This is a genomic window from Pontibacter litorisediminis (genome assembly GCF_029360645.1).
GTDB classification, from domain to species: Bacteria; Bacteroidota; Bacteroidia; order Cytophagales; family Hymenobacteraceae; genus Pontibacter; species Pontibacter litorisediminis.
In genome coordinates, this window is sequence record NZ_JARDUA010000007.1 from 190,362 (window position 1) to 212,826 (window position 22,465).

Genomic DNA, 22,465 nt, shown 5'->3' on the forward strand with positions numbered 1-22,465 from the left:
GCCGTACTGGATCCAACCACCCCTGCCCCTCCTTAGCTAAGGAGGGGAGCCTGTAATCGCTTTAGCTAAAGTATAAGTTTTATAGTTGCTGTTCTTGCGTGAACAGATCGCGACCTATCCCTGCAAGTATCTACCCACCCCTGACCCTCCCAGGAGGGGAGTTATACTTGCTCCTTTCCCTGTCATCTCAAGCAGAGCGAGAGGTCTAACGGGAATTTTAAAAAGATCTCTCCCATAGGTCGAGATGACAGCAAGGACAGCGGCTACCAAAACTGATCCCAATCTTTGGGTTGAGCGCCTATGCGAGTTTTTCCGGTGCTGAGCCGGAGGCGAGGCATTGCGACGTCAGGAGCAAAGGAAAAGCTCCCAGCACGATGCCCGAAGACGAGCCCTCTCGGGCTAGAGAGCACCAAAGCTAGAGGTGAAACGATAGGTTTATGGGGCTGGAGGATGAACAGGGGCTAGCAAGGATAGCTTGGATCCTGTGGAAGGAAGCAGGAGTTAATAGAGGCACAAGCGGAATCTTACGCCAGCAAAGCAACTGGCTTCTCAGCTACTGCTACCTCGGTTTCTGCGCTGCCACAATATACACCAGGCTGCCGCCCGCCGACACATACTCCTCTTTCTGCAATTTTTCCTTCAGCATGATCTTGTTATAGAGGAGCTTTTGCCAATAGGCGTCGAACTTTTCTTTATCGCCGCCTCCGGCCATAAAATAGTTCAGGTTGTCCTGGTAGTCGTAGCCCATGGCCTCGCTTTCGATCCACTGCAGCATTTGCTCCACCCGCAGCATCTTCTCCTGCGTGTCATAAGGGGGGATGATGGAAAGGGCCTTGTCCGAGATCCATACTTTCACATCCTGCAAGCCGGCTTTCAGGAACAGGTCGGGCACCACATCGCCTAGGGAGTTAAAGCCCTCGCCCAGCTGCTTCTTGCCTTTCTCGATGCGCAGCTTCACCTCCAGCACCTCCAGCATGGCCTCCACGTTATAGTCGGTCTCGCCGTAGCGGTCGAACATAAGGTTGGGCACGAGGTTGTTAGGCTCCAGGGCCAGCACCCAGCCGCCGGGTTTGGTAACCCGGATCATCTCCTGGATTACGCGCTGGGGGTTCTTCACGTGGATAAGGAGCGTTTGGCAGAGCGTCACATCCGAAATGTTGTCTGGCAGCGGAATAGCATCCGCATTTCCCACCTTAAACTCGTAATCGATGTTATTGTGGCCGAACTCGCTTTGCGCCCGCTGCCGTGCCTCGGCAATGTAGCCCGGCTCGTAGTCCACGCCGTATACTTTGCCTCCGGTAGGCATATATTTAGAAAACCGAAAGCCCATCATGCCCTTGCCGCAGCCTATGTCCACCAGTGTTTGGGTGTAGCGCAGGTAGAGGCGCTCGGCCAGCAGCTCCAGGTAATCTTCGTTCCACCAGTACTCCCGGGCAGGGCCCAGGTGCTCTTCGGAATGCTTCTTCTCTTCCAATAACCTATACTTTAAAGTGCCACAAAAAAGCCTCCGGAAGTATATTCCCGGAGGCTCCTTTATACGATAAAAGCAAAGATAGCTTTATTTCATCTTTTTCCACTCGGCAATCGCCTTCTCGTTCAGGCGAACATAGTCCTGGTTGTTGGCAGCCTTGGCCAGTTCCATAGACTTCTCAGCCGTTTTGATGGCGGCTTTGTAGTTCTTCATCTGCGCCTCGATCTTGGCCTGCGCGTGCACGTTCCAGAACTTAGGGTCTTTCTCGTTTGCCTTCTTTATCCACTCATGCGCCTGCTTCAGGTTATGGCCTTTGTCCAGGTAGTAGTTAGCAGCTGCCGCATACAGGTTCGGGTTCACATTGGTGCCCTTTACCACATGCTCATCTATCTGCGCCATTACCTTGCTGTCCACGTCCGCTTTTACCGTGAATGGCACCACCACATCGTCCCACATAATCTCTACGTCCGTCGCATCCGGGCGCACGTTGGCAAAATTGATAGTGAAAGACTCTGCCTTGCGCGGGTTCTGCTGCGGCTTCACCTTAAAGCGCACCAGATCCTCCGCTTGGTTATAGTCCTGGCCGCCATCACCCCAATGCTTGGTGTTTTTATGGATGATGATGGTCCACTCGTTCTTATCCGGAATGGTGTACAGGGCATACTCACCGGCTGGCACCTTGTTGCCCTCTACGGTTACGTCCTCTGAAAACCTGATTTTGGTGGAGGCGTTGGCACCAGTGCGCCATAATTTTCCGTAAGGCACCAGGTCGCCGAAAATCTGGCGGTCCTTCACGGCCGGGCGGGAGTACTCTACAGAGATAGTGCCGAGGCCAACGGCCTGCTCGGTTTTCTGAGCCGGGCTTGCGGCCGGCATCTTAATACCTTGTGCCTGTACATTGCCTGCGCCCAGCATAAGCGCTGCCGACAAAACAAAGCCGAATAATGCTTTCTTCATGGTTCTTGATTAGGTTTTTAATTTGTTTGATGCTCCTGTAATATTACGAAATATCTTTTACTCAGCAGCGCCCGCAAGAAGCGGCGGCTTAAATTCACGGTAAACTAAAAGCTGCGCCCGACACTCAACCCAAAGCGAGGCACCACCGCCAATCCCGGCGTGTCTGACTTGTTCTCTGGCGACACAAATGGTGTCACGCCTAATCTTACCACCAATCCTCCGCGTGGGGCTTGGTAGCGGAAGCCAACACGGGCAAAGTACATGTTCTGCATCAGGTCGGGGTGGTCTGTGAAGCGGCGGGTGTAGCCCAATCCAAACTCCACGTGGTTCTGTGTGGCGCCGATCATCCCCAGCGCCTCCACCGGCACGATAGGGTACACCCCCGGCTCGCCTTCCTGGAAAAACAGGTTGGTGCCGATGCCCGCCCGCACCGCAGCCTTAAAGTTATAGTACTGGTACACAATGCGGTCGTAGTTGAGGGAGTAGGTGTCAGAGCTGCCGCTTACCTCCAGGTAGTAAGCATTACGAGCCGTAAAAGTGCCAGGGTGGCGCTGCGCCTGTGCCATGTCTGGCAACAGCAGGAACGAGAGAAAAAGAGTGCTATACTTTAGGGCTCGCTTAAAAATCGGGTGCATAGAGGCAGCTTGTACGAAAATGTTTCCTAAAGTATATCTATAAAACATAAAATCCTACTGCAGCCTTCGCCACAGCAGGATTATTAGATTATTATATGTAGCTCTTTGTAAGTCAGAGGCCGTTTATACCTAGCTCAGTTCAAACTGCAGGCGCAGCAGGTTAGCGTACATGCCGCTCGGGTTCAGCGAAAGCTCCTCGTGCGATCCTTCCTCTACGATCTCGCCGTTCTCGATCACCAGGATCTTGTCAACCTTGCGGATAGTGGCCAGGCGGTGCGCGATCACGATGGTGGTGCGGCCTTTCATCAACTCGTCCATAGCCTGCTGCACCAGGTGCTCCGACTCCGAATCCAGGGCGCTGGTGGCCTCATCAAGTATAAGTATGGCCGGGTTCTTGAGAATGGCCCGGGCAATGGCCACGCGCTGGCGCTGCCCCCCGGAGAGCTTGATGCCACGCTCGCCCACCAAGGTTTCAAACCCCTCCGGAAAGGATTTGATGAAGTCGTAGGCATTGGCTTTGTGGGCTGCCTCAATGATTTCCGCCTCTGTTGCCTCCGGCCGGCCATAGGCAATGTTCTCGCGGATCGTGCCTCCAAACAGCAGCACCTCCTGCGGCACCACGCCAATATTGCCGCGCAGCTCCGTCAGGCTCATGTTACGGATGTCGTGGCCATCCACGGTGATACCACCGCCCTGTACGTCATAGTAGCGCATCAGCAGCTGTATGATGGTGGACTTGCCAGAGCCACTCGGGCCTACCAAGGCCACTTTCTCGCCGGCCCTTACCCTAAAGTTAATATCGCGCAGCACCTGCAGGTCTGGGCGGGTGGGGTAGGAGAAGGCGACGCCTTGGTAGCTGATATCACCATTAACGCGTGGTATCTCGCTCAGCGCCCTTACACTTTTATCGGTTGGCTCTTCCTGCTCCTGCAGGATCTCCAAAATACGCTCAGTAGCGCCCAATGATGCCTGAACCTTGCCATACAGATCGCCCAAACCGCCCACCGAGGCACCTATAAAGACGGTATATAACACAAAGGATACCAGATCGCCCTGCGCGATATCGCCGTTTGCCACCAGGGTGGCGCCGTACCAGATCACAAGTATAATCCCGCCGAAAAGGCCTACAATGATGAAAGTGATAAAGGCACCGCGGTAATAGGCCCCGGCAATGGCCGTCTTCACAGCCCTGTTCAGGGTGGTTTTGTAGCGGCCTACCTCAAACATCTCGTTGGTGAAGGCTTTTACGGTGTTAATGGCCTGCAGCGTCTCCTCCACAATCACGTTGGTGTTGGCTAGTTCGTCCTGCGTCTTTTTAGACAGCATCTTGATCTTACGGCCAAACACCAGCGCCAGCGCCACCAGCACCGGGAAGGTAGCCAACATGAACAGCGACAGCTTGATAGACGTCCACATGATGATGATGACGCCCACGATCAGCGTGGTGGTTTGTCGGAAAAGCTCGGCCAAGGTAATGGACATGGCATCCTGCACCTGCGCCACATCGGTGGTGATACGGCTGGTGATCTCGCCCACGCGGCGTTTCTCGTAGAAGGAGATGGGCAACTGCACAAACTTACTGTAGAGGTCGCGGCGGATGTTGGCTACGGCGTTCTCGCTTACCTGCGCAAAAAAGTATACCCTGCAGAACGAGAAGATGCCCTGCAGCAGGATAACGGCAAAAAGCCCCATGGCAATCATGTTGATGTCCTGGAGCGGACCAACGCCGGCATCGCCCGAGGAGGAGTCGAACAGTTTGCCTACCAGGTAGGGGAAGGCCATAAACGTGAGGCTGGACAGCGCCAGGAACACAAGGCCGACAATGAATTTGTACTTGAAAGGTAGGACGTAACTAAAAATCCTTAGGCCACGGCGAAAGCTCTCTTTGGTGATTTTCTTTTTGCCTTCTTTATTCTGTTCGTCGCCGCTAGACCCAAATCCGCGTTTTGCCATTAATAATACGCTTCTAAAATGTTAACTAGCCCTTACCGATGCCATAGTGCAGGCGGAGGGTTTGGAGGTATGGTGCTATAACAGTTAAACCAGCTATAAGATGCCACCTCTCTGCAAAATATTGCAAAGGTAAGTAATATGTGGGAAAGTCGAGTAGGTTTGTTTCGGGCTACTTGTTGCGGTAGCTGTTGTAGCGTCTTTAGCTGCACCAAGGTGCTTCATGCTAGGGTGGTGGTATAAACCAGCGTCCGCTGGTGCCTTTGTCTTTGGGCCCCTCCGTCGCTGGCGTGGGCTTATAACCCGTGACTTTTTGCACTGTGTGCTTGTCTAGCTGTTCCGGACATCCATGTCTGGAACAGCTCTGCTGCGGATTTCCAGATCCGTGTAAGCTATACTTATACTTGTTGGCCTTTGCTGGCGCAAGTCTTCAGACTTGTGTCTTATAATGATGTTGCGTCTGTGACTCAACTGGCTTGAAAAGCCATGCCTTATACTTGGGCTATACTTTATACTTCTCTGGCGCAAGCGCCCGCTTGTGCCGCTCTTAGCCATGGCTTCCTGCAACTAGAACTAAGCTATCTTTACTAGCTACTGCTTATCCACGGCCTTATAAACCTATCGTTTCATCTCTGGCTTTAGTTCTCTCCAGCCCGAGAGGGCTCGTCTTCGGGCATCGCGCTGTGTTCCCTCCTGCCTCCGCTGCGCTGCGGCTGCTCAGCAAGCTGAGCACCGGATCTCACAAGGCGCTCAACCCAAAGACTGGAGATATTTCGATAGCCGCCGCTGCCGGAGCTCAAACCAAGTCCCCTCCTTAGACTACCGAGAACGAGAGGTCGAAGGTAGCGAGCGTTGCTCTGAGGGGTAGGGGTGGTTGGACCCGGTAAAGGGGTAGGGAAATCTTAGCGCACAAAGCTAGAGAAAAGCAGAAGGGCCTCCTGTGAGAGGAGGCCCTTCTGTTGTTATGCCGTCTGTTGCTCGTGTGCTAGCTCCAGTTCGTCTATCCTGCCGTTAGACACGGCCATTAATCCTGCAAAGGTCAGGAAGCCGTTGAGGATGAGTACTTCAAAGCCGAACTCGTAGCCCCAGAACCAGTCTACAGAGTTGTAGCTGATGATGAAGGTTAACAGCGGCGCGATGATGCAGACAGCCGGTACAAACTTATCGCGCACGGCACGCTTAGTATAAATGCCGAAAGTATAGAGACCAAGCAGCGGGCCATAAGTATAACCGGCCACCTTGAACACAGCCGTCACCACATTATCGTTGTTCAGAATATCAAACACAATGATCACCAAGCCCATGACCACTGAAATGCCAGCGTGAACCATGTAGCGCAGGCGCACACGCTCCTGCTCAGGTCTGTTCTTAAAGTTAAGGAAGTCCACGCAGAAGGAGGTGGTAAGGGCGGTAAGGGCTGAGTCGGCAGAGGCGTACGTAATGGCTATGATGCCAAGTATAAACACGATGCCGGCAAAGTAGCTAAAGTGGTTCAGGGCCAGGAACGGGAACACATCGTCGCCGCGCTCTGGCAGGGCAATGCCCTTGGCGCTGGCGTAAATGTAAAGCAGGGCGCCCAGTGCTAGGAACAGGATATTTACGAACACAAGTATAATGCTGAACCAGAACATGTTTTTCTGTGCCTCGCCGATGTTCTTGCAGCTCAGGTTTTTCTGCATCATGTCCTGGTCAAGCCCTGTCATCACGATCGCAATAAAAGCGCCGGAGAAGAACTGCTTCAGGAAGTACTTGCTGTCTTTAACGTCCCAGTAAAACACCTGAGAGTAGTCGCTGGCCTGAATCGTATCTACAAGCCCCTGGAAGCCGAGGTTAAGTTCATCTGAGATAAGCCAGATACTTGTGCCAACCGCCAAAAGCATGGCTGTGGTCTGGAAAGTGTCTGTCCAGATAATGGTTTTCATGCCTCCCCTGAAGGTATACACCCAGATAAGGGCAATCGTGATGGTTACTGAAACCGAGAATGGAATGCCAAAATCATCAAATACGGCTAACTGCAGCACCCCTGCCACCAGAAACAGGCGTATCGCCGCCCCCAGTGTGCGGGAAAGCAGGAAGAAGCCTGCTCCCGTTTTATAAGACCACCACCCGAACCGGTCCTCCAGGTAGGTATAGATCGAGACGAGGTTCATGCGGTAATACAGCGGCATGAGCACTGTAGCGATCACAAAATAGCCTAAAAGATAGCCCAGTACAAACTGCAGGTAGGAGAACTCCGCGGCTGCCACCATGCCGGGTATCGACACAAACGTAACACCCGACAGCGAGGTGCCGATCATACCGAAAGCCACCACATACCACGGTGAGGAGCGGTTGGCCAGGAAGAACGTCTCAGAGTCGGTGTTGCGGCTGGTGAGGTACGAGATAAAGATGAGGATACAGAAATAGGCTATAATAAGGCCTATAATAAGGGTTGCGGACATAGTATAAGCAGTAGTTCGTAAACGTTAGAGTTTACAAATATAGCAAAACTACGCTCCTGAACCACTCTTAAATGTGGTCTTGCAAAAGCACCGGCTCGCCAATGGCCGGGATGCGCAGGCCTTGCAGCGTACCAGAGGCAGCCAACTGCTCCAGCAGGCGCACCGGCTCGCTGGGCGGCTCGTCGCTAAGGTCGTAGGTGCCGTAGTGCATCGGTATAAAGATGCCGCCGCGCAGCAGGTTGTAGGCTTTCACGGCCTCATGCGGGTTCATGTGGCTCTTTTGCATCAGGAACGAAGGCTTGTAAGCGCCTACCGGCATCAGGCACACATCCATCGGTCCAAACAGCTCCTCTGTTTCCTCAAAGTGCGGGCCGAAGCCGGAGTCGCCGGCAAAGTATAGGTAATGGTCCTGGGTTTTGATCACGAAGCTCCCCCAAAGCACCTTGTTCATGTCGGTAAGGCCACGGCGGTGCCAATGCGAGGCGGGCATAAAGTATACTTCCACGCCATTGGGTACCAGGTCGTACTTCTGGTACCAGCCTGCCTCCTGGTAGGGCAGGGTAGGATTTATGCTTCGCAAGATGTCGCCGGCGCGCAGCGGGGTCAGGGCCTTCAGCTGTGGGTTGTTCTCGTAAACTGTCTGCACCGATTTTTTGTCAAGGTGGTCGCGGTGCGCGTGGGAGAGCAGCAGGTAATCGATGTTACGGAGCTCCTCCGGCGGGCAGGGCAAGCCTACCCGGCGCTTCACCATCGAGATGTCGTAGAACACAGGGTCTGTCAGAAAGGTGACGCCGTTGAGGCGCAGGAAAAAGGACGCGTGCCCCAGCCACACCAGCATGTCGCGGTCGTCGTGCAGGAAGCCCGTGCCCTCCTGTACCGCAGGGGTATAGTGGTCAAGCTTCTTTTGCTCCCGCTGCGGATTCTTGCTCAGCTGCCACTTCAGCACTTTGCCAAAGCCGGGGTTATAAAGCTCGTCGCCGTTGGCAAAGCGCCCTTCAATCGTTTTGTTGCCCCTGTAACCGGGTTTTATCGTTTCGAGGCGGTCGTTCTTAATGTGGCGTATGTGGGTGTTGTTCTGCTGCAAAGTCTGTTTTCGTTTTGTTTTCTGGCAATGGCTGATGACGTGCTGGGTCAAGGCTTATGGCTTGCCCGCCTGTCTTCTCATCTGTATACTTCAGAAACGGCAAAATAGGTTATGGTGGTTCTTTTTTACAACGATGCTGCAAAAAAGAACGCTTCTCTGCAGAGGCAGAGAAGCGTTTATACTTTTATCAGGCTGCTTTGGCTCTACCAGGCCCCAAATCTGCTGCCGTATGGCGAGTAGTAAGGGTTGCCGTACGGCGAGGCGCCGTCCGTATAGCGAATACCGCCGGTAACGCTCAGGTGCTCTGTTATCTTGTAGGTAGCCCTGAAGTCGGCACCCATGCGGCCGGGGCTGTAGAGGCTGTTGTTGAACTGGCTGGCTGGCATGTTGGAGAAATCGCGCCAGATGTTGCCGCTCAGTATCAGCCTGTCGCTGGCCAGGTAATCCACACCCACGCTGGCAACGTAATGGCTGCCGCCGCCGTTGCGGTAGACCACGGTGGTCCCATCCGGGCCGGCAAGGGGCATGTTGTAGCCGGACGTATGCACGTAGGCCAGGCTGGTGTTCAGCCGGAAGCGGTTGCTTACCTGGTAGCGCACCGAGGGCTCTACATACGTGGCGCTGCCAAACCCATTGCTGAAACTGGCGCCCATGTTCACGGCATAGCTTAGCTTGGGCCCCTGCCAGGACGGTTTTTCTGCCTTAACGTCCTCCTGCGGAGCAGTGGCAGCAGCGGGCGTTGTTGCCGCAGCAGGCACCGGCGCAGGCTCCAGGCTGGGCTTCACGCTCTGCGCCATGCCTTGCCCCGCATAGAGCATGCTGGCTACCAGTATCGTTCGAAGTATATTTTTCACGTGGAAATATCTGAAGTATAAATTCTTATACTAAGGTATGGCATAGATGGTTCAAAAGCAAAACGCGGTTTCCTGTATTAAAGTATGCAGATACCCCTATTTTGCCTTGGAGCCGAGCCAGGCCGCGCGGAAAGCCTCCATCTCCGGCGTTAGCTGCTTGCCGATTGCCTCGTAAGGCACTACCTCCAGCGCTTGCACCTCTTCCAGCACCAAGGTAGTGCTTCGGGGTTGGCCATTACGGCTGTACCTCAGGGGAATGCTGTCGCCGGGCTTGTGCTTTTCAAGCGCCTTCTGCAGCGCCTTCTCATTTTTAAGCTTGCGGCCATCCAGTGTCAGGATGACGTCGCCACGCTCCAAGCCGGCTTTATAGGCTGCTGAGGTAACATATGTCCCGCTCCCGATCTTAGCGCCGCCGTCTTTGTAATCCAGGTACATCATGCCTAATGTAGCCTCGCCCGGCTTTTCCTTGCGCAGCTCCAGGCCTGCCTGCGCCAGCAACGGGGCATAGTCCGGTAACTCGCTGCCGAACACGCTCCGGGCAAAAAACTGCCTGGCCCAGGCAGCGTCGCCACTTACTTCTGCCAATGTCTCCTGCACATCGGCCATGGTGTAAGGTTTTTCCGGTGCGCCATACTTGCGCCAGAGGGCCTGCATAAAGTCATCCAGGGTTTTGCCGTACTGCTGGCGCAGGGTCATGTCCAGGGCCAGGCCCAGCATGCTGCCGTAGGTATAATAGGAGACAAAGGTGTTGTGGCGGTTCACGGGGTCTACGGAGCGGGCGGCGTCCACGAACGGGGCTTGCTGGCTCATCTCCACCAGGCTATGGTACTGCCTTCCCGGTGTCAGCAGCACGTAGTTTAAGTCTCCGGCCAGGCCGGCGGCATACTTCTTCAGGTCGTAAATGCCTGTGCGGGCCATGGTCAGGTCGCCGTAGTAGCTCGTAAAACCTTCGGCCAGCCACAGCGCCTCGCTCATGTTGGCCTCCTGGAAGTTAAACGGCTCCAGCGATTTGGGACGGATGCGCTCCACGTTCCAGGCATGGAAAAACTCATGCGACACCGTGTTGAGCAGCGGGTCCATGGCTGTGGCCAAAGGGCGGGAGCTGGTCAGGATCGTGGAGTTGCGATGCTCCATGCCATCGCCCACGGCCTGCGGCATGTAGCAGCCGATAAAGGTGTAGCGGCCAAAATCGAAATCCGGCAGCTGCCCGAACACCGCCTGCTGCTCGGCCACAATGGCCTTGGCGCGGGCCACATACTGCTGAAACTGTTCCTGGGTGCCCTGGTGGTGGAGCGTGACCTGTATGGTCTTCTGCTTGCCGCCGTCGTTCACTGTCCACTCCGCAAAGTCAAAGTTGCTGAGCTCGGTGGGGCTGTCCATCAGGTACTGGAAGTTGGGGGCATAGTAGGTATTGCCCTGCTCCTGCTTCAGCTGCGTGGCCACTTTCCAGTTGCTGCCCTGCGGTACCTGGAAGGTGACATAGGCCGGCGCCTCCTCAAATCCGCGGGCGTACATCAGCGTGGCCGGCGCGTTCAGGTGGGCGTGCGTTTCGTCTACACCGGCGTAGGTGCCGTCGGCGTGGTCGGCAAACAGCGTGTAGCTCACAGTCGCGCTGCCCTGGTGGTTTACCACACCCCATTCATTCAGGTTAAGCTTTACAAGCGGCAGCGGCTGCCCCTGTGCATTGGTGGCCTTTACGTTATACACGTTTTTGGCAAACTCATGTATGGCGTAGCGGCCCGGTGAGGTGCGCGGCATCAGGACCTTTAACGTGTCGCTCTGTACATCAGAAAAGGTTACTTTTACCGCTGCCTCGTGGTGCGCCGCGTTCGGGAACGATAGCTCATACTTTACCTGCTGCTGCGCCAGCACCGGCTGTACCCCCAGGCCCAGCGCCAGCCCCAGCAGGCTGTATAGTGTAGATTTCATTGGTTAGATTAGATAGTTGGAAATCTAAATATAGGGATTGGGAAGCAGGGGAGCAACTGTTAAGAAAGTTAGAGGCCGGCTGCCAACGGTGGAGCATACTTCTTGCATCCCCGGCAGGTCTGAGTTGGGGTGAGATCAGTACCGTTGCTAAAGCTGTGCGTGCGGGAGGTGTCATTTTTGCGCCCCACAAGTATAACTTTCTACTTTTCTGACCTTTTCACCCTACGAAAGACTTTCGCCTGCACCATCCCACTGTAAAAGGACTGGCTATGCTTCTCCTCAAAGTATAATGATGTAAAATGAGCATGGTAGTTGGGCAGCTGCCGGGCCTGCACATCACTCATCCACCCAAAAAAAGTGTACATGCCTTTGGTTAACAGCCGCTGCCACCAGGGCACCGGCTGCTGCACGGGCCAGAAATCAGCCAACAGCCACTGGCCGTCGGGGGCAAGGGCAGCAGCCAGTTTGCTCATGAGCTGCTGCAGGCGCTGGGGCGGGAAAAGGTCCAGCAGGAAGGGTGTAAGGATGACGTCGAACTGCTCTTCTGGCTGCAGCGCCTGCTCGGTGCCGAGGCGAAACGCCACCTGGCAGTGGTGCGGCTGTTTATACTTGCCGTACTTCTGCCGGGCGCGCTCCAGCATGGCCGGGGCGGCGTCTAAGTATAAAATACCCAGGTTTTTGCCGGTTTTCAGCAGCCGCTCCAGCACCCAGCCGGTGCCGCCGCCTATCACCAGCACCCGCGCCTCTTGCGGCACAAAGGGCAGTAGTGCCAGCTGCGCCTGCTGCAGCGCATCGCCGTACACCAGCCGCGCCAGGGCATCGTAAAAGGAGGCTACCCGGTTAAATCCGCTGTCGGGGAGTTGGGGCAAAGTATAACTTATTGGTGCAGGCGCAAAAGTAGGGGTTATCGGTTATAGTGCTGCTCCAGCACGCCTTTAAGTTTTTCGAAAATGAAATCGACGAGTTGCTTGCGGATGCTGTCTGTGTTGCCTTTAAACACCTCCCGGAATTCGTCGGCCTTGCCGTCGTAAAGCATGCTCACGAACATGGTGCCCACCGGTTTTTCCTCGGTTTCGGAGCCGCCGGGGCCGGCCAGGCCTGTGGTAGCTATACTTATGTCGGCGTCCAGGAGCTTCTTCAGGCCCATCACCAGCTCGTTGGTTACCTGCTGCGACTCAGCGGTGTACAGGTCCAGTGTCTCCTTCTTCACGCCCAGTAGCTTTTGTTTCACGCTTGGCTGGTACACCACTAAACTGCCCTTCAGCACGTCGCTGCTGCCCTTTGCCTTCACCAGCTCGGATGCCAGCATGCCGCCGGTGCAACTCTCTGCAAAAGCTATCGTCAGCCCTTTGTCTTTCAGGCCCATTACCAGGTCGGTAAGCTCTGTTTGGTTCATGTTTGATTTGTTAGGTAATCAGGTGCAGCTTGTTGTACTGTGTTTGGCTGCTGCAGGTTTAGCCGAGCGGGTAGCGTTCCAATACCGAGTAAGTGGGGTGGGGCGAGCCCAGTACCGATTGCCACAGCGCCACTTCCGTCACCGGCAGCTCCAGCGCCTCCTCCGTGCTAATGGTGGGCAGTTGCTTCGGCGGTTGCGCGTCTTTCCGGTAGCGGGCCAGCGTGATGTGCGGCAGGGCTTTCAGGTTTGCAGGCGGCTGCTCGGTCAGTTCCTCCGTCAGCTCCCGGCTGAGTGCCTCAAAAGCGGGGTGCGGCGCAAAACGGGCCCAGATCAGGCGGGGGTGCCGCGGTTTAGGCCCCGGTTCAGTGCGCTCGAACTGTAAGGTAAACGGTTGGTGCCGCTGTGCCACCCTGGCAATACGCTCTTTTATCCCTGGCAGCTCCTGCACCGGCACGTTGCCAATAAAGTATAAGGTGAGGTGCAGGTTTTGCCGGGGCAGTAGGCGGAGGCTGGGGTGCTCAAAATGCTGTAAGTGCGCTGTCAGCTTTTGCTGCAGGGCGTCTGGTATCGGAGCGGCTGCAAACAACCTGATGCTGTCTTTCATAGTTTACGTATTAGTGGTTTTCTGAAAGTGCCTTGGCGGCAAACTTGCCTGTGCCAGGTATGGATACGATATTTTAAGTGATTCTGAAGCGGTATGATACGGACTTTCTATAAACGCATGGTGGCCTCGGCCGCACTCTTCACTGTAGAACTGGTGTTTATTTGGGTGCTGTTTGTGGCTTGTATTATCGTGTTTCTGTGGCTGAGCAGCGAAATTCTGCAAGGCGACGAAGTATGGCTGGATGAGGCAGCCTTCGGTTTTGCCGCCAGTATCGGTGGCCCCTTGATGGATGGGGTGATCAAGTTTGTGACTTTTTTTGCCTCACGGCAGTTCCTGACGCCGGCGGCGCTGGCTCTGGTGGCTTACTACCTGTTCATTCGCAAGCACCGCTGGAACTCTCTGAAGGTGCCGGTGGTGGCGCTGGGCAGCATCTCGCTGAACCTGGTGCTGAAGTACTTTTTTGACCGGGAGCGGCCTATGTCGCCGTTGGTAGAGGCCTCGGGGCTCAGCTTCCCGAGCGGGCACAGCATGGTGGCGGCCTCTTTCTATGGCTTGCTGATTTATCTGGTGTGGCAGAATGTGAAGGATGCACGTCTGCGTAACCTGCTCATCTTTCTTCTGATCACCTTTGTCATTCTGATCGGGTTTAGCCGTGTTTACCTGCGCGTACACTACGCCACCGATGTGCTGGCGGGCTTTGCGGCTGGTTTCCTGTGGGTTATTATCGGTATCACCATGCTGCGCCGCCTGGAGCGCTTCTCCGGCAAAGAGATTACGCCGCTTGTGCTGGAAGAGCAAGAAGAGGAAAAATGATTTTTTTATCAGAAGGGTATTGCATGAATGGAAACCGCATCGTACTTTTGCACTCCCAATAAACACAAGGGTTAAAGGGTTTTGGGGCGTTAATTGATATAGTGATTTTTTGCGCAAGTGGCGAAATTGGTAGACGCGCTGTCTTCAGGCGGCAGTTCCGCAAGGTGTGAAGGTTCGAGTCCTTTCTTGCGCACACTAAATCATAAAAAGGCTGGTCTTTCGGGATCAGCCTTTTTTGTTTTACAGCAGCAATACGTGTGGATGTTTTGGCTTGGCAAGCGTGGAGGTATGTTATCTGCCTTCTGTACAGCCATAGCTTTTAAGCTATCCTTCTAGCTGCCGTTCATCCTCAGTCTTATAACCTGAATTGTTTCACCTCCTGCTTTCTGCTCTCCAGCCCGAGAGGGCTCGTCTTGGGGGTAGGGGCCCTCGATAAGGGCAGCGCGCTGGGAGCTTTTCCTGCCCTCGTGCCTCGGGCTGCCTCGCTCGCGCTCGGCACCAGAAAAACTCACATAGGCGCTCAACCCAAAGACTGGGAAACACTTCGATAGCCACTGCCTTTGCTGTAGAACAAGTATAGTTCCCCTCCTTAAACTACCGAGAATGCAAGTTCGCAGGTAGCGAGCGTAGCGCTGAGGGGCAGGGGTGGTTGGACTTATCTTTGAAGAGGCACCAGCTGAAGAGAAATCGGCGGGTGCCTGCAGCATCGTTTTGCTAAAAATATATCGTCCACTCGCCAACCTGCTGCTGCTCATCGAAGTACTGCAGCAGCCACTGCCGCTCCTCCGGCAGGTTTTTCTTCACTACTAGCACCGGGTCTTGCTGCAGTAGCTGTCGCAAGCGCTGCATGTCTTCCGGCTGGTGTAGCTGTAACAACTGCTCCCGCCACTTCTCATCTTGCTCAAACTGGGTCTCTCGCTCTAGCTTACTGCTGCCGTCCTCCAGCGAAATGATGCTTCTGTGCAACTCGAAAGCCAGCGAAGGCAGCAGCTTGTTGTATACCAGCACCGGCCGCTGCTGCAGGTTACGGGCCTGTATGGCCTCGGCGATAGGGCGGCTGCCGTTCGTAAACTGTGGGTTGTGCGCCAACAGCTTAGCCGAGTAGGGCAGGAGCAGGGCCGTGAAGACCAGGGCGCCATATACCAGCTTCTGCTGTGGCAGGCGCTCCCCGGTCCAAAGTATGGCCAGGGCAGCCAGTATGAGTACCGGGAAAACAAGCACCCGCCAGGGCAGCTCAACGCCAACGGGCAGCAACGGAGCCACAAAAAGAGCGACGGCAAGTACGGAAAAATAAAGCAGGGCGTAGTTCATGGCTTTCTTCACGGCTTTTTCAGGCATGTGAAGCAGCAGCCAGGTTGTCAGCAGCGCCTGCCCGGCGAAAATAGGCAGAATGTAAAGTATCAGCTTGGAACCGGAGAAGGAGAAAAACACCAGCGGCACAGGTATCCAAAGTATGAACAGGCGCTTCAGCGGGCGGGGCATCTCCCTTAGCCTCCGGAACTGCACCAGCAGTATGGCCGACCAGGGTAGGCTGAGCGCCGGAGCCAGCACCAGGTAAAACCACCAGGGCTTGGAGCGGCCGAAGGTTTCGGGGTTGGCGTAGCGCTGCACGGTGTGCTTAAACAGGAAGTAATCCACAAACTGCGGGTCGTGCAGCATGAGGTACACATACCAGGAACTTCCCAGCGCCAGGAAAAGCAGCAGCCCCGGCAGGTGGTGCCAGCCTGAAGTGTGGCGTTTGTTTAGCGCAGCGTAGTTCCCGCCCAGGCCAATAGCCACCAGCACGGGGAAAATGAGCCCGACAGGACCTTTGGTGAGGAAAGCGAGCGCCAGCAGCAGGTAGAAAAAGTAAAGCCAACCAACTTCTGCCCTGGATCTATACCTGACCCAGGCAAGTATGGCTGCCAGCTCAAACGTGGTGAGGAAAGAGTCGGTGGTAAGGTTGCGGGCCGAGAGCAGGACTGCCGGAATGGTGAAGTATAGCACCGCCGCCAGCAGCGCCTGCCGCGGGTTTGCAAACAGCGCCTTGCCTATGAGGTACACGAGCCATACTTGCAGCAGCAGCGACAGCTGCAGGAAAAAACGCGCGCCAAAGGCGTTCGGGCCGAACAGCTCCATGCCGAAGGCCGTCACGATGTACGTGACGGGGGGCTTGTGGTAGTGCTGGATGCCCAGCAGGCGCGGGTGCAGCCAATCGCCGCTCAGCCACATTTCGCGGCTGATTTCGGCATAACGGGCCTCGCTGGTCTCGATCACGCCCCACCCGCCCAGGTTAAACAGCAAAAAAAGCCATAGCACAAGCAGCAGGCCAAGCAGAGAGTGGTCTGTGTTAGGTTTGCGGATAGGCAGCATCAGGTTTAGTCTGGTGTGGAGGTTTTAGGGGCCAGCCGTTGCTCGCGCAGCCCAAGTATAAAGTTACGAGTATAAGCCACTACACCAAATATCTGCCCTAAAAACAGCACCGGGTCCAGGCGCAGCACGGCGTAGGACATGATCATGAGGCTGCCCACCAGGCTGATGACCCAGAACCCGTTGGGGATAACCGACTCCTGCAGGCGCTCCGAGTGCCACCACTGGTACACAAAGCGCAGGGTAAAGATTAACTGCCCGGCACCGCCCCAGGCAATCAGGGCACCGGATATTTTGCTGTGCTCCAGAATGTAGCTGAAGCTATAAGTGTCGCTCCAGAGCAGCCAGCCTGTGGCGGCGAAAGGGAACAGCAGCGCCCCCCAGCGCACCGGCCATGAGAGCCCCTCCCACACATTCTTCAGCTTAATGTTACGCAGGTAGATAAAGTAGGAGACCAACTGCCCGCCCACGATCACGATGTCACTGCGCAGCGCCCCGTAGGTCATTAACAGGATGGAGGCAATCATGCTGGTGGTCCAGAAAGAGGCGGGGGAGAGCACCCGGCCGGCCCGCTCAGACTTTACCCACTGAATAAGGATGCGTGCTGAGAACAGCAGCTGCGCCAGCAGCCCCACCCCGTAAATCAGTATTTCAGAGACGTCCATTGGCTACGGGCTGGTTCTCAAACTCCTCGGCAATGCCATACCTGATATAGCGCTTGCGCATCCACCGGAAAGCAAACGTGTCGTTCAGCGGGCCCCACAGGCGGTTGAACAGGTGGTACTTGGAATAGCCCGCAAAGCGCTCAAAGTGCTGCACCGGCAGCTGCTTCACCTTGCCTCCCTGCAGCTGTATCAGCGCGGGCAGGAAGCGGTGCATGCCGTCAAAGAACGGCACCCTTTTGGCGTAGGCGGCATCCATGATCTTGAGCGGGCAACCAGTGTCCACAATGCCGTCGTTGATCATGTAGCGGCGGAAGCCGTTGGCGATCCTAGAGGAAATCTTTTTGATGAAGGTATCCTTCCGTTTGGCCCGGATGCCGATCACCATGTCATAGTTGGCCGCGTGCTCCAGCAGCAGCAGGAAATCTAGGGGGGATGTCTGCAGGTCGGAGTCGATGTAGCCGATGTGGGTGGTGTGGCTGTGGTCGATGCCGGCCTTGATGGCGGTGCTGAGGCCGCGGTTACGGTCCAGGGAAATATAGCTGTAGCCGGCGCTGCCGCGGCAGATCTCCCGGATCTTCTCCAGGCTGCTGTCGGTGGAGCCATCGTTTATAAAAAGCACCTGCGTGGGCACCGGCGCCTGCGCCAGAAAGGCGTCCATGGCCTCGCGGAAGCGCTGGAGGCAGCCCTCTTCGTTAAACACCGGTACCAGCACTGTAAGTGTCACTGTCGCTAAATCCTGATGAAGCATATTGCTTACTTAATTTGATATTTCTTCCTGTTCGTCGATGCTCGGGTATAGCGTTAACAGCAGCTACAGCAGCAAAGTTACATGCTAACTGCTTGTCGCGCACCTGTTTTGTACACACCCTGTTTTTCTACTTCTCCACCTGCCTACGGAGCACCTGTTCACCTGCCGTGGCTCCTGATTGCTTTTGTTCGACCGCCGTTCTTGGCCAGCACTTATAACTAATTGGGCAGGCTAGCGCTGTACCAGCAGCGGCACCGACGGCACGTGGTGGTACGCCTTGAACCAATCCACAAACTTTTCGAGCCCCTGCTCCAGGGAGGTGCGCGGCTTGTAGCCCGTAGCCTGCACCAGTTCCTCCACATCGGCAAAAGTGGCCTGCACATCACCGGGTTGCATGGGTTGCAGGTCCAGTTTGGCCTTGCGGTGCAGCAGGCGCTCCAGTATGGCCACCATTTCCAGCAGTTGCTCCGGCTTGTTGTTGCCAATATTGTAGAGATTGTAAGGCACCGGGCTTGCTTCTGGCTTTAGCTCCAGCAACTGTACAATGCTTTGCACCACATCATCCACATACGTAAAGTCGCGCAGCATATTCCCGTGGTTAAAAATGCGGATGGGAGTGCCCTCCACGATGGCCTTGGCAAAGCTGTAATACGCCATGTCGGGCCTGCCCCAGGGACCATACACCGTAAAGAAGCGCAGGCCGGTGGTAGGGATGCCGTACAGGTGCGCGTAGCTGTGGGCCATTACCTCGTTCGCCTTCTTGGTGGCAGCGTAAAACGACACGGGCGCATCCGTGCGGTGGCTGACCTGGAACGGCGTTTCTGCATTCAGCCCGTACACCGAGCTGGAGGAGGCGAACAGCAGGTGCTTTATTCGATGGCGGCGGCAATTCTCCAGCACATTGGCAAAACCCACCAGGTTACTCGTCACGTACTCCTCCGGATGATCGATGCTGTGGCGCACACCGGCCTGTGCCGCCAGGTGAATCACCGCATCAAACTGCTGCTCTTCAAACAGTCGTTGCAGCGCGGCCGCATCCGAGATATCGAGTTGCGTGAAGTATAGGTTGGGAAAGTTGACGCTCTGGGTGATGGTGTTTGCCTGGAGATGTTGCCGGTTAAAGCCCTGTTGCTCCAGCCGCTTGTACTTTAGCTGTGGATCATAGTAGCTGTTGAGGCTATCCAGGCCCAGCACATAGTGAGCATGCAACTGCAAGGCCTGCACCAGGTGATGGCCCACAAAGCCGGCACTGCCGGTAACCAGTATGCGTTGCAAAACACTCATATTCTTGTTATGCAGATGACAGAAGCAGGATAATAGAGACCAAAATTAGGGGCCGAATCTGTAGCAATTCTGTAGTAGAATTCATGCATTTTTGTAGTTTACGAATATATAGTATAAAGGTGTAGGTAGGCGTGATGCTTTTCTGCTGAAGCTGCTGCTGACACAGAAATGGCGCAGCTACTTGCTGGGGCCAGGATATACTACCATGGATGTGCCTAAAGGTGTTAGATCCAACCAGGCAAGACCTTTGCTTTGCGGCGGTAGCCTGCCCGGAAAATGAAAAAGTATACCTAGTGGGCTTTTTGGGTTGATCCACATGAAGATAATCGCCTCACACTTTTATGGAATAAAGGAAAGTCATACTTTTAAAGCTTCATACTTTGTACTGATACCCATGCTGTCTCTCACAAAAAAGCTACTGATCTTTTCCCTCGGATTTCTGGTAACACTGCCTGCCCTTGCCCAGCACCCTGATGAAGTGGCGGCTGTGCGGCAAAAACTGGAGCAAGAGCGGCGGCAGGCAATGCAGGCAAGAATAGACCCGGCCCCAAAAGCCTTGCGCCTACTGGAGCTGGGCGCCTGGCAGGAGGCCAAGCAGGTGCTGCAGCAGGCGCCTGCCACCACTGGCGTAAGGTTGGCGAAGGCGGAGCTGGCCATGCTGGAGAACAGGTTCACAGCTGCCGAAGAGCTGGTAAGGCAGGTGCTGCAGGAAAACCCGCAGCACCGGGAGGCACTGCTGTTGCAGGGCAGGTTGCAGGTACAGGCATGGGAGCTGGAGAAAGCCAAGGCCACAGCCAACACCTTGCTGGCAAAAAATCAGAAGGACGAGGCTGCCGCTTTGATGCTGGGCCGGGTGCTGATGCTGCAGAAGAAGTATGGCGAGGCGCTAGAGTGGGCAAAGAGGGTACAGAGCTGGAACCGCGAGAATGCTGAAGCCTGGCTGCTGGAGTCGGATGTGCATTTCTGGAACCAGAAGCCGGAGCTGGCCGAGCAGCCGCTCATCTACAGCCTTAGCCTGAACCCTTTTGATGCCGATGCCCGCTTTAACTACGGCTACGCCATCTGGCGCCGCGTGGATGCCACGCAGCTGAACGACATGGCGGCGCAGTGGGAGCTGGCGCTGGCGCTGAACCCACTGCACTACGTGACGCATTGGCACTGGGGCAACGGCCACACCAATCTTACTTATGCCGATTATGCCCAACCTGAGGATGAGCAGGTGCGGGAGGAGCTGAAGCAGGCTGACAAGCTGCTCTCCGAGAATAAGATAGAGGAAGCACTGGCTGCCGCGCAGCAGGTGCAGCAAAAGTATAAAGCCTCGGTGCTGCCGGCCATGCTGCGCGGCTCTGCCTATTATATGGCCTTCGACATGGAACGCCAGGCACGGCTCGATTCGGCGCAGGCCGTTTTCCAGCGCATCCTGCAGCAAAAGAAGCACTACGGGCCGGCGCATAACGCTATGGCGGCCGTAATCAAGCAAAAGCAGCTCACGTACCTGCACAACTACAACTCACTGCAGCAGGTGGTACAGCAAACGCAGATCAAAGACCCGGTGAATTTTGCGCGGGTGTTTCCGGATGTGGCCTACTATCCTGGCGATGAGGTACAGAAGATGGTGTGGTCGCAGCTGTACGAGAGCATCGTATACTTTCCGTTCCTGAGCAAGCAAGCCGAAACCTTCGTTGTTCCGCCGCTGCACGTGGACCTGGCCATTGCGATGAAGTCGCCATACTTTAGGCAGGCCACCACCTTCGATAACCGCCAGTGGATGGACATCCGCGGCGTGGGCAGCGGGGCGGCAGCGATAGAGTACGTGGTGCGCGGCTCGTACCTGGAGCGGAATGTGGTGCTGCACGAGTATGTGCACCTGTTTCATGGGCGCGTGTTTACCGATGCCGAGAACCGCGCGGTGCGCCGCCTCTACTACAATGCCATGGAGCAGGGGCGCACCCTGGACTATTATTCGGCCAACAACGAGCACGAATACCTGGCCCAGACCTACCCGGCCTACTTTGAGCCCGTAAAGGTGCACCCACTCAACCACAAGTCTATCAACACCACCGCCGACCTGAAGGCCAAAGACCCGGAGCTGTATACTTTCCTGGATGGGCTGGTGCAGCGGCAGCGGGCCTACCTCGCCGGCGACAAGCAGGCGATGGCCAGCAATTGGGCGCAAGTGTACCTGAACCTAGCCAATAAGGCGCAGCGGCAGAACGAGCTGCAGAAGGCTGCTTTATACTTAGACAGCGCTTTGGTGTGGGACAAGAACTACCAACCGGCCCTGCTGGCCTATGCCGGCGTGGAGCAGCAGCAAAAGAAGTATAAAGAAGCACAGGCATGGCTGGGGCGGGCCAAAAGCATTAACCCAAGCTATGCACCCATATACCTGGCAGAGGCGGAGCTGCAGGAAACCATGAAACGCCATGGCAAGCTGAATGCCCATGACGCGCTGATGAGCCAAATGGCCCTCTACAAGAAAGCCGCGGAGCTGGAGGATGACCTGCTGATGCAGGCGCAGGTGAACGAGCGCTTCCGGGAGTTTTTTGTGGACTATGGAATGGTGCCCGAGGCCATAGCGGTGGCGGAGGCGTATGTGGAAAAAGCACCTACGGTCTCTACATACCTTCGCGACCGGCGCGATGAGGCACTGGCATATGCCAGTTGGCTGAAAGGCACGACAAGTATAAACCCGGAGGCGGAGCAGGCACTGCAAAGGCTGGTGTCGCTGAAGCCACAGAACTACGGGCTGCGCAGGCAATACGCCGAGGTGCTGGCCACCCAGGGCAAGTACGGAGAAGCTTACGAAACCTTAGCGGAGGCACAACGCATCTTGTCTGCCGCCGGCACGCCACGGCCCGACTTCATGACGCTGATGGCCGCTTATCAGCTGCAGCTGCAGAACAAGGACGCTGCCCGCACCGCTGCCCAACCGCTGTTGGATGGCAGTAAAACCCTGCACCAGCAGGAGCGCCACCTCCTGGTGCCGGTGCTGGCGGCGCTGGGGCAGGAGGAGCAGGCTAAAAAGGTGCTGAAAGAGTTGCCAAGCCCAGAAACGGTGGTGGAGCGCGCGCGGGTGCAGGCGGCAAAGGGGCAAAAGTACGAGGCGGCCGGAAAGGTAAACAGGGCGATAGACACTTACGAGCGATCCCTGCTGCTCTACCCGTACCAGCTGGAGGTGCGGCAGCGCCTGGTAAGGCTCCTGCAGCAAAAGGGGCGAACAAAGGAGGCCGACAGTGTCGCCCTGGCCGGCGAGCAGCTGGCACATTCCTAAGTATAAGCACAACC

The 22,465-nt window shown here is 55.8% G+C and carries 18 protein-coding genes and 1 tRNA gene; 3 read left to right on the forward strand and 16 right to left on the reverse strand.

What is annotated here, in order from left to right; translation table 11 throughout:
• Positions 1 to 559 precede the first annotated feature (559 nt).
• From PXG97_RS18240 to thpR, 12 genes are all read right to left on the reverse strand, one after another.
• A complete protein-coding gene (locus PXG97_RS18240; RefSeq protein WP_276499253.1) occupies positions 560 to 1,474 on the reverse strand; it encodes a class I SAM-dependent methyltransferase in 915 nt (304 codons plus the stop codon).
• Positions 1,475 to 1,558: 84 nt separating this feature from the next.
• Positions 1,559 to 2,428 (reverse strand): DUF2911 domain-containing protein, encoded by an 870-nt coding sequence (locus PXG97_RS18245; RefSeq protein ID WP_276499254.1) that lies wholly within the window; start codon positions 2,426 to 2,428, stop codon positions 1,559 to 1,561.
• Positions 2,429 to 2,532: 104 nt separating this feature from the next.
• Positions 2,533 to 3,063, reverse strand: coding sequence for a hypothetical protein (locus tag PXG97_RS18250; protein ID WP_276499255.1), 531 nt, complete (start codon positions 3,061 to 3,063; stop codon positions 2,533 to 2,535).
• A gap of 129 nt (positions 3,064 to 3,192) precedes the next feature.
• Positions 3,193 to 5,016, reverse strand: coding sequence for an ABC transporter ATP-binding protein (locus PXG97_RS18255; RefSeq protein WP_276499256.1), 1,824 nt, complete (start codon positions 5,014 to 5,016; stop codon positions 3,193 to 3,195).
• A gap of 327 nt (positions 5,017 to 5,343) precedes the next feature.
• Complete coding sequence (locus PXG97_RS18260) at positions 5,344 to 5,568, reverse strand: hypothetical protein (RefSeq protein ID WP_276499257.1); 225 nt, start codon at positions 5,566 to 5,568, stop codon at positions 5,344 to 5,346.
• A gap of 407 nt (positions 5,569 to 5,975) precedes the next feature.
• Positions 5,976 to 7,454, reverse strand: a complete 1,479-nt coding sequence (locus PXG97_RS18265) for a sodium:solute symporter (RefSeq protein WP_276499258.1) — start codon at positions 7,452 to 7,454, stop codon at positions 5,976 to 5,978.
• A gap of 67 nt (positions 7,455 to 7,521) precedes the next feature.
• Positions 7,522 to 8,538: an MBL fold metallo-hydrolase gene (locus PXG97_RS18270; protein ID WP_276499259.1), complete on the reverse strand. Its 1,017-nt coding sequence runs from the start codon at positions 8,536 to 8,538 to the stop codon at positions 7,522 to 7,524.
• Positions 8,539 to 8,741: 203 nt separating this feature from the next.
• Positions 8,742 to 9,392 (reverse strand): hypothetical protein, encoded by a 651-nt coding sequence (locus PXG97_RS18275; RefSeq protein WP_276499260.1) that lies wholly within the window; start codon positions 9,390 to 9,392, stop codon positions 8,742 to 8,744.
• A gap of 96 nt (positions 9,393 to 9,488) precedes the next feature.
• A complete protein-coding gene (locus tag PXG97_RS18280) occupies positions 9,489 to 11,321 on the reverse strand; it encodes a M61 family metallopeptidase (protein WP_276499261.1) in 1,833 nt (610 codons plus the stop codon).
• A 200-nt stretch (positions 11,322 to 11,521) separates the two neighbouring features.
• Positions 11,522 to 12,190: a class I SAM-dependent methyltransferase gene (locus PXG97_RS18285; RefSeq protein ID WP_276499262.1), complete on the reverse strand. Its 669-nt coding sequence runs from the start codon at positions 12,188 to 12,190 to the stop codon at positions 11,522 to 11,524.
• Between the two features lie 35 nt (positions 12,191 to 12,225).
• Positions 12,226 to 12,717 carry a CinA family protein gene (locus tag PXG97_RS18290; RefSeq protein WP_276499263.1) on the reverse strand — a complete coding sequence of 164 codons (492 nt, stop codon included), beginning with the start codon at positions 12,715 to 12,717 and terminating at the stop codon, positions 12,226 to 12,228.
• A 58-nt stretch (positions 12,718 to 12,775) separates the two neighbouring features.
• A complete protein-coding gene (gene thpR / locus PXG97_RS18295) occupies positions 12,776 to 13,321 on the reverse strand; it encodes an RNA 2',3'-cyclic phosphodiesterase (RefSeq protein ID WP_276499264.1) in 546 nt (181 codons plus the stop codon).
• A gap of 93 nt (positions 13,322 to 13,414) precedes the next feature.
• On the opposite strand from thpR, the gene PXG97_RS18300 reads away from it, so the two are divergent.
• Both PXG97_RS18300 and PXG97_RS18305 read left to right on the forward strand, forming a co-directional pair.
• Positions 13,415 to 14,134, forward strand: a complete 720-nt coding sequence (locus tag PXG97_RS18300) for a phosphatase PAP2 family protein (protein ID WP_276499265.1) — start codon at positions 13,415 to 13,417, stop codon at positions 14,132 to 14,134.
• A gap of 111 nt (positions 14,135 to 14,245) precedes the next feature.
• Positions 14,246 to 14,327, forward strand: a tRNA-Leu gene (locus tag PXG97_RS18305).
• Between the two features lie 521 nt (positions 14,328 to 14,848).
• Here the strand turns inward: PXG97_RS18305 and PXG97_RS18310 are convergent.
• From PXG97_RS18310 to PXG97_RS18325, 4 genes are all read right to left on the reverse strand, one after another.
• Positions 14,849 to 16,486, reverse strand: a complete 1,638-nt coding sequence (locus PXG97_RS18310; protein WP_276499266.1) for a glycosyltransferase family 39 protein — start codon at positions 16,484 to 16,486, stop codon at positions 14,849 to 14,851.
• Between the two features lie 5 nt (positions 16,487 to 16,491).
• On the reverse strand, positions 16,492 to 17,148 hold the full coding sequence (locus tag PXG97_RS18315) for a lipid-A-disaccharide synthase N-terminal domain-containing protein (RefSeq protein ID WP_276499267.1): 657 nt from the start codon (positions 17,146 to 17,148) through the stop codon (positions 16,492 to 16,494).
• Positions 17,135 to 17,896, reverse strand: coding sequence for a glycosyltransferase (locus PXG97_RS18320; RefSeq protein WP_276499268.1), 762 nt, complete (start codon positions 17,894 to 17,896; stop codon positions 17,135 to 17,137). Before PXG97_RS18320 ends, PXG97_RS18315 begins: the two co-directional genes overlap by 14 nt.
• A 231-nt stretch (positions 17,897 to 18,127) precedes the next feature.
• Positions 18,128 to 19,180: an NAD-dependent epimerase/dehydratase family protein gene (locus tag PXG97_RS18325; RefSeq protein WP_276499269.1), complete on the reverse strand. Its 1,053-nt coding sequence runs from the start codon at positions 19,178 to 19,180 to the stop codon at positions 18,128 to 18,130.
• 394 nt (positions 19,181 to 19,574) lie between these two features.
• Here PXG97_RS18325 and PXG97_RS18330 point away from each other — a divergent pair, with 394 nt between their 5' ends.
• Positions 19,575 to 22,451 (forward strand): tetratricopeptide repeat protein, encoded by a 2,877-nt coding sequence (locus tag PXG97_RS18330; protein WP_276499270.1) that lies wholly within the window; start codon positions 19,575 to 19,577, stop codon positions 22,449 to 22,451.
• Positions 22,452 to 22,465: the final 14 nt, after the last annotated feature.